This is a genomic window from Nocardia sp. NPDC057227 (assembly GCF_042669725.1).
Taxonomy (GTDB): domain Bacteria; phylum Actinomycetota; class Actinomycetes; order Mycobacteriales; family Mycobacteriaceae; genus Nocardia; species Nocardia asteroides_A.
In genome coordinates this window covers 262,842-273,229 of record NZ_JBHUXA010000007.1, presented here as the reverse complement: position 1 = coordinate 273,229, position 10,388 = coordinate 262,842, and the positions used below count along the sequence as shown (strand labels likewise).

The 10,388-nt window shown below is 72.6% G+C and carries 12 protein-coding genes; 6 read left to right on the top strand and 6 right to left on the bottom strand.

All coding sequences use genetic code 11. The annotated features are described in order from the left end of the window. Positions 1-104 (bottom strand): hypothetical protein (locus ACFUJ1_RS13260; protein ID WP_378642980.1); only part of this gene is annotated, 104 nt, incomplete at its 3' end. 90 nt (positions 105-194) lie between these two features. Beyond that, positions 195-956, bottom strand: a complete 762-nt coding sequence (gene modA, locus ACFUJ1_RS13255) for a molybdate ABC transporter substrate-binding protein (RefSeq protein ID WP_378645337.1) — start codon at positions 954-956, stop codon at positions 195-197. Positions 957-1,129: 173 nt separating this feature from the next. On the opposite strand from modA, the gene ACFUJ1_RS13250 reads away from it, so the two are divergent. After that, positions 1,130-2,326: a GNAT family N-acetyltransferase gene (locus ACFUJ1_RS13250; protein WP_378645335.1), complete on the top strand. Its 1,197-nt coding sequence runs from the start codon at positions 1,130-1,132 to the stop codon at positions 2,324-2,326. On the opposite strand, the gene ACFUJ1_RS13245 is transcribed toward ACFUJ1_RS13250, so the two are convergent. Further along, positions 2,323-2,970, bottom strand: coding sequence for a hypothetical protein (locus ACFUJ1_RS13245; protein WP_378645333.1), 648 nt, complete (start codon positions 2,968-2,970; stop codon positions 2,323-2,325). The genes ACFUJ1_RS13250 and ACFUJ1_RS13245 overlap by 4 nt on opposite strands. Before the next feature lie 18 nt (positions 2,971-2,988). Here ACFUJ1_RS13245 and ACFUJ1_RS13240 point away from each other — a divergent pair, with 18 nt between their 5' ends. Beyond that, on the top strand, positions 2,989-3,219 hold the full coding sequence (locus tag ACFUJ1_RS13240) for a hypothetical protein (RefSeq protein ID WP_378645332.1): 231 nt from the start codon (positions 2,989-2,991) through the stop codon (positions 3,217-3,219). On the opposite strand, the gene ACFUJ1_RS13235 is transcribed toward ACFUJ1_RS13240, so the two are convergent. Further along, complete coding sequence (locus ACFUJ1_RS13235; RefSeq protein ID WP_378645330.1) at positions 3,216-4,898, bottom strand: hypothetical protein; 1,683 nt, start codon at positions 4,896-4,898, stop codon at positions 3,216-3,218. The two genes, ACFUJ1_RS13240 and ACFUJ1_RS13235, sit on opposite strands and share 4 nt — an antisense overlap. Before the next feature lie 177 nt (positions 4,899-5,075). On the opposite strand from ACFUJ1_RS13235, the gene ACFUJ1_RS13230 reads away from it, so the two are divergent. From ACFUJ1_RS13230 to ACFUJ1_RS13220, 3 genes are all read left to right on the top strand, one after another. Further along, on the top strand, positions 5,076-5,846 hold the full coding sequence (locus ACFUJ1_RS13230) for a CPBP family intramembrane glutamic endopeptidase (RefSeq protein WP_378645329.1): 771 nt from the start codon (positions 5,076-5,078) through the stop codon (positions 5,844-5,846). A gap of 63 nt (positions 5,847-5,909) precedes the next feature. Next, on the top strand, positions 5,910-6,764 hold the full coding sequence (locus tag ACFUJ1_RS13225) for an alpha/beta fold hydrolase (protein ID WP_378645327.1): 855 nt from the start codon (positions 5,910-5,912) through the stop codon (positions 6,762-6,764). A gap of 28 nt (positions 6,765-6,792) precedes the next feature. Continuing rightward, the gene (locus tag ACFUJ1_RS13220; RefSeq protein ID WP_378645326.1) at positions 6,793-7,716 is read left to right on the top strand and encodes an aldo/keto reductase; all 924 of its coding nucleotides are present in this window, start codon (positions 6,793-6,795) and stop codon (positions 7,714-7,716) included. 44 nt (positions 7,717-7,760) lie between these two features. On the opposite strand, the gene ACFUJ1_RS13215 is transcribed toward ACFUJ1_RS13220, so the two are convergent. Further along, on the bottom strand, positions 7,761-8,456 hold the full coding sequence (locus ACFUJ1_RS13215; RefSeq protein ID WP_378645324.1) for a hypothetical protein: 696 nt from the start codon (positions 8,454-8,456) through the stop codon (positions 7,761-7,763). 47 nt (positions 8,457-8,503) lie between these two features. Here ACFUJ1_RS13215 and ACFUJ1_RS13210 point away from each other — a divergent pair, with 47 nt between their 5' ends. Then, complete coding sequence (locus ACFUJ1_RS13210; protein ID WP_378645323.1) at positions 8,504-9,115, top strand: class I SAM-dependent methyltransferase; 612 nt, start codon at positions 8,504-8,506, stop codon at positions 9,113-9,115. On the opposite strand, the gene ACFUJ1_RS13205 is transcribed toward ACFUJ1_RS13210, so the two are convergent. Next, complete coding sequence (locus tag ACFUJ1_RS13205; RefSeq protein WP_378645321.1) at positions 9,102-10,361, bottom strand: cytochrome P450; 1,260 nt, start codon at positions 10,359-10,361, stop codon at positions 9,102-9,104. The two genes, ACFUJ1_RS13210 and ACFUJ1_RS13205, sit on opposite strands and share 14 nt — an antisense overlap. Between the last annotated feature and the right edge of the window lie 27 nt (positions 10,362-10,388).

The window sequence follows — 10,388 nt, the reverse complement described above, 5'->3', positions numbered from 1 at the left end:
GACGCGAAACCCGGCTGATCCGGAGTCGGACGAATGCAATCGACCGGGCACTCGGAGACGCAACTCGCGTCGTTACAGCAACGCTGCGTGATTACGTAAGCCATGCGCTCGCTCCTCGTGTCAGTGCCGTGGCCGGGGGGACCGCTCTCATTCTGCACTAGCATCATTCTCTAAGCGAGAGCATGGTGTTCTCGTCAGGGCTGGTCGAACCCCGCCGCGGCGAACACCGGCCGGGCCTGCTCGGACGTCACGAACTGGACGAACGCCGCCGCGGCCGTGCCGTTGGGCGCCGCGGCGAGCGGCGCGATGGGGTAATCGTTGATCGCGCTCGCCGCCTCCGGGAAGTCGATGCCCTGCACCTTGCTGCCCGCCGCGCGCACATCGGTGCGGTAGACGAGCGCGGCGTCGACCTCGCCCAGCGTGACCTTGGTGAGCGCGGCTTTGACGTCGGCCTCCCTGGTATCCGGCTGCGGGGTGATGCCCGCGGTCTCGAAGACGGTGGCCGCGGCGGCCCCGCACGGCACCTGCTCGGCGCAGAGCGCGAGCTTCGGCTCGGCCCTGCCGAAGTCGGCCAAGCCGGTGATGCCGCCGGGATTTCCCGCCGGGACGGCGATCTCGAGGCGATTGCGGACGAAGGTGACCGGCGCGGCGGTGACGTCGCCGCCGTCCTGGACCTGCTGCATGTTCCGCGGCGCCGCGGCGGCGAAGACGTCGGCGGGGGCGCCCTGGCCGATCTGCTGGGCGAGCGCCGAGCTGGCCCCGAAGTTGTAGACCACCCGCACGCCGGGGTGCGCGGCCTCGAACTGCTTGCCGAGCTCGGTGAAGGTCTCGGTCAGCGAGGCGGCGGCGAAGACGGTGACGGTGCCGGAGACCGAGTCCGATGACCCGGTGTCCTCGGTCCCGCACCCGGCGATCACGGCCACCGCGGCGACGACGGCTCCCAGTTTGCGCATCATGTGTGACCTCATCCCGTCCAGCTGTGACCCGCAGATGCGAGTCCGATGGGATCTTATCGGCGCAATCACCAAACCAAGTAGCGAACTGATCCGCTACTGCGTATCGCGGAGTACCCGGCTCGTCGTGATCGCAACGGGCGGTCCCGCACCACGTCGGTCGTAGAGTCGATGCGGTGACGATCGAGATCGGGGTGGCGTCGAGCGAGGCCGAGGTCGAGGCGGCGGCGGAGGTGTTCCGGGTCGCCATGGTCGGGATCCCGCCGCGAGACGTTCCGGCGGGCGAGGTGAACGAACCCGGCCGCACCCTGCTGGCCAGGGTGGACGGCATCCCGGCCGGTGCGGCCACGGCGTACACCGGCAGGCTGGTGGTGCCCGGCGGCGCGCGGGTGCCGCACGCCGGGGTCACCCGGGTGGGGGTGCTGCCGACGCACGCCAGGCGCGGCGTCGGGAGCGCGCTGCTGCGGCGGCAGCTCGCCGATATCGCCGACCGGGGCGAGGTCGTGGCCGGGCTGCGCGCTACCCAGGGCGGCATCTACGAGCGGTTCGGCTACGGCGTGGCGAGCCGCTCGGCCGCGGTGCGGGTCGACACCGCCGCGGCTCGGTTGCGGCCGACCCTGCCGCCGTCGGGGCCGGTGCGCTACGCCGAACGCGCCACCGCCTTCGCGACGCTCGCGAAAATTCACGCGCGGCTCGAGCTTTCGCGGCCCGGCGAGATCGACCGCTCCCCGTACTGGTGGCGCACCCGCGAACTCTTCGACAGCGGCGATTCGCACGTCGTGCTGCACGGGGAGCCCGGCGCCGAGGACGGCTTCCTCCGATACCGTGCGGTCGACACCACCGACTGGCCGCGCAGCACCGGCCGCGCGGTGCGCGTCGGCGACCTGGTGGCGGGCTCACCGGTGGCGCTGCTCGGGCTGCTCCGCCATCTCTTCGCGCTGGATATCGTGCACCGGGTCGAATTCCCCATGGTGGCAACCGATTTCCCGCTCGCAGAGCTGGTGACCGACGAGCGCGCGGTCACCGTCACCGGCATCGGGGACGAGACCTGGCTGCGCCTGGTCGACGTGCCCGCCGCGCTGGCGAGCCGCGGTTACCGGCCCGCCGAGCCGGTGCTGCTCGGCATCACCGACCCGATCCTGCCCGGCAACTCCGGCACCTACCGGGTGAGCGCCGGGGAAACCGCCCGCACCGACGCCGAACCCGAACTCACCGCCGACGTCTCGGCCCTCGCCGCCGCCTACCTCGGCGGCACCCCCTGGCGGCACCTGGTCCTCGCCGGACGCGCCGCGGAGCAGCGGCCCGGCGCCGCGGCGGCCGCCGACGCGCTCTTCGGCACCGCCGCACCGCCGTTCAGCGGCACCTTCTTCTAGTCCGGCGGCGTCCGCACCGCGATCTCACCGCTGAGCGTGTGCCCGTCGAGCAGCTTCAGCCGGTCGCCGCTCCAGAACTTGCCCGGGTCGTACCAGTCCGGGCTGCGCTTCGCGCTGAGCAGCCCCATCGCCTGGTAGGTGGCGGCCACGATCTCCGCGCAGTAGGCGTTCTCCACCTCGCTCGCCTTCGGCGGCCGGGACGACCTGCGCGGCAGCTTCACCCGGCCGCGGAACCAGCGCGCGGTGAGCGTCGCGGTCGACGGGAACGGGGTGCCGTTCAGCCGGGCGATGGCGCGCAGCGCGCCGTCCTCGAGCTCCCGGTCGGCCGGCGGCTCCAGCTGCCGCAGCCACGCCTGCTGCCCGTAGCGATTCGCCCAGACCATGGCCGCGTCGCGCAGATTGTGCAGCTGGGCGCCGCGGTGCGCGGTGCCCGACCACATGTCGGGGAGCGAGCGGCCCAGCTCGGCATGCCAGATCAGCGCCGGTAGATCGTCGATCACCACGGCCATGCCGACATGGTTGACCGGGGCATTGGTCAGCGTCCGGATCATCCGATCGGCCGTGGAATGACCACGGAACAACCAGATGTCACCTGTCCTGGTGATCTCGACTGCCCGATCGAGATCGATGTCCACACCCGCCATACCCGTAGCCTAGGCGGTATGAGGTGGTGGAAGGTGTTGGGTTTGGCTGGTGCGGCGGGCGTCGTCGCCACCGGCGCGGTCGTGGTGCGCGGCGAGCGACGCCGCCGCGCCTACACCCCGGACCAGGTCAGGGAGCAGCTGCACAGCCGGTTCGCGCAGGCAGCGGAGGTCGAGGCGGCCCCGCCGCCCGCCGCCGAGTCGCGGCTGGCAAGGGCGCGGGCCGCGGTCGCGCGCCGCTTCCGGCGCTAGCGGGTCGCGAATTCGACGAGCCGGGCCGAGACCGGCTCCGGTGATCCGTCCCTGCGCGAATCCGGGTCGGCGGTGACCAGGTCGAGGTGGTTGTAGCCGGCCAGTTCGATCCTGGTGTCCAGCGGGCTGCCCGAATCGGGCAGCGGGATGCCGCCGCTGCCCTGCAGGGTCAGCATGGGCAGCGTGTCGATGCCCTGCGGGTGCAGGTGGTGCGCGGTGATCGAGGGCGCGGTGGTCTGCTGCAGGTCGAAGGCGATGCGGGAGGGGAAGTACCACTCGGTGAAGTCGAGCGGCGGTTCGCAGAGGGTGCGGGCGAGCTGAGCGATCGAGGTGACCTCGCTGCCGGGGTTGGTGGCGGGCGAGGTGGAACCGGTGACCTCGTCCCAGTCCAGCCAGCGGTAGACGGTGTCGGGGGAGTAGCGGGTCGGGGAGACCTTCGGGGCGTCGCCGAAGCCGCCGAAGCCGAGCGGGCCGCGGGCGATGGCGTCCGGCAGCGGGAAGTCCTTCGGGCCGATCGGGCCGCCGGTGACGAAGCCGGTGCTGGCCTGGAGGAAGCCGAGCGGCTGCGAGTTGTCGTCGAGCAGCGCGCCGAGCACGGCCTCGTTGGTGGCGGTGAGGTCGCGGGCGTCCGGGGAGCCGGTGAGGAAGGCTGCGGCGTTCTGCGAGAGGAGGGTGCGCAGCGTGAGGTCGATATTGGGGTTGTCGGGGAGGCGGCTGACGAGGTCGTTGACGCCGTCGGGGGCGAGCCGGGCGGCGAGCCCGGCGAGCGCGAGCAGGTTGGTGGTCTCCGGGTTGATCACGGCGGGCAGCCGGAGCACGGGCAGCGCGGTGTCGAGTTGCAGCGAGAGGTTCTCCACGCCGCCCGCGATCCCCGGGGGGATGGCGGGGATGTCGATGCCGCGCAGCCCGAGCCCGACCCGGATGACGGTGTCCAGCGCGAACCAGCCGCCGCACTGGTTGTAGCCCGCGTCGTCGGTGGTCGCCGGGTTGCCGTCGAAGTCCCAGCCGGCGAAGTAACCGGTGAGGAAGCCGCCGAGGGAGTGCCCGCCGCACAGCAGTTTCCGCTGCCGCAGCTGCTGGTCGGGCAGCTCGAGGCGGAGCAGGTCGTACTGGTCGCGCAGGGTTTGCTCGAGGCCCTGGTCGCGTAGCCAGTCGGTGGCGGCGCCGTCGGCGTAGCCGGCGAAGCGGCGGCCGTCGACCTCGGCGCCGCCGAAGTAGTAGCCGGTCGCGGTGTCCAGGTCGCCGGTGGCGAGCGCCGCGCGGGTGCCGGTGTGGTCCTCCAGGCAGTTGGAGCGCCGGTCGAGCGCCCAGAACTCGAGGTGGATGCCGAAGCGCGCGGCCAGCTCGACGGTATTGCGGGCGACGCTGTCGAAAGCGCCCGCGCCCTCGAAGATCCCGGGCTGCGCGACCAGGATCCGGTCCGCCGCCGCGGACTCGCTCGGCCCCGACGCGGAGCGCCAGCGCAGGTAGGAGAGCCGGTCGCACTCCGGCGGATGCGGCAGCGCGGTGGGCGGCAGCGGGACGTCGCGGGTGACGACGGTCGAGATCACCGAGGTCACCGGGGAGCTGGACCCGTACCCGGATTCGGTGCGCCCCGGCTCCGCCGCCGCGGGCGCCGCGCTCGCGGCCGAAACCCCCACCAGCAGCGCGCACACCGCGCTCGCCACTCGACCCCGCATCGTCGCTGTCCCTTCGGCCGTGATCCGCACATGCAACCCCGCTCGGCGGTGCCACCGGACGGTACCGCCCCGGGATCGTCCGGATTCACAATCCCATCCGGTTCTCCGCTGTGAAGCGGCACAGGGGTGTCATGGGCGAGAATGGCTGAAAGTTAGCCGAACGGATCGAGGAGCCGCATGGCCGAGACACTGCACGCAACGCCCGCGGACCGCTTCGGCCCGTGGATCGAGCGGCCGGACGGCGTCGACTTCCCGTACTACGCGGGCGAGCCGGTCGGGCTCGGCGCCGTGCGGTGGGCGCTGGCCTGGCTCTCGGTGGCGGCGGGGTTCGCCGCGCTGGTGCTGCTGCCGGAGCCGGACAATGTCGCCGCGCTGGTGCCGCGCGCGCTCTTCGTGGTGATCCCGCTGGCGGTGCTCGCGGTGCTGGCCCGGCCGTACTGGTCGGCGTTGTTCCGGCCGGTGCGCGGCCGGGATCTGCTCACCATGGCCGGCTTCGCGCTGCTGAACATCGTTGTCAGTTTGCTGCTCGGTACCCTGGTCGCGTCCGTCTTCGGGGCGTCGGCCAACGCGGCCACCGACGATATCGACGGCGCGGTGCAGGTGCTGGCGTTCTACCTCGGTACCGGCATCCAGCTGGTCGGCGAGGAGCTGTTCACCGTCATCCCGTTCCTGGCGCTGCTCTACTTCCTCACCCGGCGCGGGACGCTCTCCAGGAAGTCCGCGATCGTGGTGGCCTGGCTGGTGACGGCGGTCTGGTTCGGCGCCGCGCACCTGCCCACCTACGACTGGAACGTGGCGCAGTGCTTCATCGTGATCGGCGGCGCCCGGCTAGTCCTCACGCTGGCCTGGATCCGCACCAAGAACCTGTGGGTCTGCTCGGGGGCGCACATCCTCAACGACTGGGCGCTCTTCACCCCGAGCATCGTCGCCGCGGCGGCGTTCGGCTGAGGCGATGAATCCGCGCGGGCCGCGCCGTCGAATACAGCACAGCCCCCGAGCAGAGGAGTCACCGTGCCCGACACCCGTACCGTCGCCACCGCAGGCGCCACCATCACCTACGACGTGCGTCCCGGCTCCGGCCCCGCCCTGTTCCTTCTCGGCTCGCCCATGGAGGCGGCCGCGTTCGGCACGCTCGCCGGGCACTTCGGCGACCGCACCGTGCTCACCTACGACCCGCGCGGCGCCGGGCGCAGCCCGCAGGACGAGCCCGGCGCCGAAGCCGATCCGGCCCAGCACGCCGACGACCTGCAGGCGGTGCTGGATGCGGCCGCGCTCGGCCCGATCGACGTCTTCGCCACCAGCGGGGGCGCGGTGAACGCGCTGGCCTGGATCGGCAGGCACCGGCCGGAGTCGGTGCGCACCCTGGTCGCGCACGAGCCGCCGGTCGCGCAGTTCCTGCCGGACCGGGACGAGGTGAACGCGGTCTGTGCCGACATCCACGCCACCTACCGGGCGAAGGGGGAGGGGGCGGCGATGGCGAAGTTCATCGCGCTCGTCTCCCAGCAGGGGCCGTTGCCCGCGGGGTACGCCGACGCGCCCGGGCCGGACCCGGCCACCTTCGGGCTCCCGGACACCGACGACGGGTCGCGGACGAATCCGCTGCTCGGGGTGAACATGCGCGGCTGCGGGCGGTACCAGCACGACCTGGACGCGCTGCGCGCCGCGCCGACCAGGATCGTGCTCGCCTCCGGCGCCGAGTCGGGCGCGGAGATGGCCGCGCGCGGAGCCGAGAGTTTCGCCGCCGCAGGCGGTTTCGAGCACGTGCTGCTGCCCGGCGGGCACGTCGGGTTCCTCGGCGGGGAGCACGGGCAGTACGGCGAGCCCGAGGCCTTCGCCGCCGCCCTGCGCGACATCCTCGCGCACTGAGCCCGGCGCCCTCGTAGAGTCGGGACTCATGGAGACTCGTCGGCTCGGCGGCGACGGACCCGACCTCTCGGTGGTCGGGCTCGGCTGCAACAACTTCGGCATGAAACTGGATCTCGCGGCGGGCGCGGCGGTGATCGAGGCCGCGCTGGACGCCGGGATCACGCACTTCGACACGGCGGAGATGTACGGGCAGGGCGCCTCCGAGGAGATCATCGGCGCCACGCTCGGCACCCGCCGCGACGCCGTGGTACTGGCCACCAAGTTCACCCCGCGGCCGCAGGACGAGCCGTACCGGCCGGGAATCCTGCGGGACCGCATCGTCGCCGCCTGCGAGGCCAGCCTGACCAGGCTGCGCACCGACCGGATCGACCTCTACTACCAGCACTACCCCGACCCGGCGGCGCCGGTCGAGGAGGGGCTGGCGGCGCTGGACGACCTGGTGCGGGCGGGCAAGGTCCGCCACCTGGCCTCGTCGAACGTCTCCGGCGCGCAGATCGCCGACGCGGCGCGGGCCGCCGAGAAATCCGGTGGCGCGCGGTTCACCGGCACCCAGGTCGAGTGGAGTCTGCTGGTCCGCGAGGTCGAGCGCGAGGTGGTGCCCGCGGCGCGGGCCGAGCACCTCGGCATCGTGCCGTACTTCCCGCTGGCGTCCGGGCTGCTCACCGGGAAGTACCGGCGCGGGGCGGACTTCCCGCCCGGCTCGCGGTTCGCCCTCGCCGCCCGGTTCGCCGACCGGTACGCGGCCGACGAGAACTTCGACCGGGTCGAGCGGTGGACCGAGTTCGCCGCCGAGCGCGGGCACACGCTGCTCGAACTGGCCATCGGCTGGCTGCTCGCGCAGCAGCCGGTGAGTTCGGTGATCGCGGGCGCGACCACGCCGGAGCAGGTGCGGCAGAACGTCGCCGCCGGGGCGTGGCGATTGACCGCGGAGGATCTCGCCGCGCTGCCGTGACGGACCGGGTGGCGCCGAGCGAGCGCCATGGGTGCGCGGAGGCGCTACCAGCTGCCCTCGAGGAACGCGGCGAACGCGGGCTCCGGATCGCGCGCGGTGGTCGCGTTCGCGACGGCGACCGTGCCGATGCCGAGTGCGAGCACGATGCCGATCCCGCCGAGCAGCAGGGCGCGCCTCGCGAACAGCGCGAGCCCCGCGCCGAGAAAGCAGAGCGCGACGACGGCGGCGAGCACCGCGAGAACCGCGTGGAACCGGGCGAAGTCGTCGATCATCACCGCGAGCGCCGGTGCGCGTTCACCGGCGCCCAACTGCCGCTCCGCCGCCGCGAGTTCGGCACCGGGCAGCATCGGGAGCACCGCGGCGAACGGCGCCGCGGCGCCCTGGATATTCGCCGCCGCCAGGGCGAGAGCGCCGAGCGCGAGCACGGAGGCAGGCACCTTCGCCGCGGTGTTCCCTGCCCACCGGACCAGCACGGCGAGCACGAGCAGCAGCGTCACCGCGATGACCGCCTTCACCAGGTGGTAGCGGGCCCAGTAGCCGACGATGTCGCGTAGCGCCGGGGTGAATGCCCGCTGCCCGGCCAGCCGGTACTCCGCGTACGCCCCGCTCAGCGCCTGCCGGAGCGCGCCCTCGTCTGCGAACCGGGCGGCATCGCTCGCCGCGAGCCACTCCGGCGCCACCACGAACGCGATACCGAGCAGCAGCGAAAAGACCACGGCGAGATTCGTGCGCAACGACATCCCGCGAGGCTATCGCTGCCAGGATGGCGACGACCGGAGGAGCAGAGATGACCGAACGCACCCCGACCAGCCACGAGCGAATGACCGGGCTGCCCTGGGACGCCTCGTACCGCGACGGCCCCGCGCCTTGGGACTTCGGCGGGCCGCAACCCGCCGTGGTGCGCCGCGCGGATGCCTTCACCGGGCCGGTGCTCGACGCCGGCTGCGGCAGCGGCGAGAACGCCCTCTTCCTGGCCGGACGCGGACTCGAGGTGTGCGGCGTCGACGTGGCGGAGACGGCCATCGCCCTGGCGCGGGAACGCGCGGCCGAGCGCGGCCTGACCGCCGAATTCACCACCGCCGACGCCCTGCGCCCGGCCGACCTCGGCCGCACCTTTCCCGAGGTGCTGGACTGCGGCCTCTTCCACACCTTCGACACCGCCGAGCAGCGCGCCTACGCCGAGAGTCTCGCCGCGGTGACCGAGCGGACCCTGTTCCTGCTGTGCTTCGCCGACGAGGGCGACGACCCCGGCCCGCACCCGGTCTCCCGGGCCGACCTGGCCGCCGCCTTCGGCGAATCGACCGGCTGGCGGATCACCGCCGTGGAACCGGACCGGATCATGACCCGGTTCCACGCGAACGGCGCCGCCGCCTGGTTCGCGATGATCAGGCGGGGGTGAAGCGCGCGGGCAGCGACTCCAGCCCGCGGATCACCACATTCGGCTTGTACACCGGCGCGTCGTCCCGCAGTTCGATGTCCGCGACCTTGCGCAGCAGCACGTCGAGCAGCACCTCCATCTCCAGCAGCGCCAGCGGGGCGCCGAGGCAGTAGTGGATGCCGAGGCTGAAGCCGAGATGCTTCTTCGCCGGATTCTTCGGGTCCGAGTAGCGCGCGACGTCGAGCCGGTCGCCGTCCGGGAACGCCGCGTGGTCCCGGTTCGCCGAGTTGATCAGGATGACGACGCCCTCGCCCTGCTCGAACTCCCGGCCCGCCACCGTGATCGGCCTGGTGGCGGCGCGGGTGGTCATCTGCACCGACGGCTCCATGCGCAGCAGCTCGTCGGGGGCCGTCTGCGTGAGCTCGGGGCGGGCGCGGAGAGCGGCGATCTGGTCCTGGTTCCGCATGAGCTGCAGCATGCCGGTGCCGATCAGGTTGGCGGTGGTCTCGTGCCCGGCAACGAAGGTGGTGATGCAGGTGGCGAGCAGCTCCTGCTCGGTGAGCACGTCGCCGCGGTCCTCCACCTGGGAGAGCGCGCTGAGCAGGTCGTCCTTCGGGTTCGCCCGGCGCTCGTTCAGCAGTTCCCGGAAGTACCCCATGAAGCCGCGCGACCCGGCCGAGCGCGCCGTCAGCGCCTCCGCGGGCAGCGTGTAGTCGTGGTCGAAGCCGCGCGCCAGATCCTGCGACCAGCGGTGCACCTGGTCGTACGCCTCGTGCGGCACACCGATCAGCTCGCAGGCGATGATCAGCGGCAGCGGGTAGGCGATCTTCTCGATCAGGTCGAACTCGCCCGCCGCCAGGCAGTCGTCGACCAACTGCTCGGTGAGCTCCTCGATGCGCGGGCGCAGCCTGGTCACCATGCGCGGGGTGAAGCCCTTGGTCACCAGGTTGCGCAGCCGGGTGTGGTCCGGCGGCTCCATCCACAGGAACGAGGTGGGCAGCTCCTCGGGGGCGTCCTCCGGCTTCACCGTCGGGTGCATCATCCCGGCCTCCTCCGCGTGGCTCCACGCGGTGGTGGAGAGCACCGCGGAGCAGTCCTCGTGGCGGGTGAGCACGTAGTGGCCGAGCGGGGTCCGGTGCATCGGACCCGCCTCGCGCAGCACGCGCGCGGCGGCATACGGGTCGGCCCTCCCCTCCGGGCCGAACAGGTGGGCGATGGCGTTCTCGATCGCGGAATCCTGCTCCGCGACCGCCGTTGTCGAGTCCATTGGTCCCTCCGGTGTCGTTCGATTCCG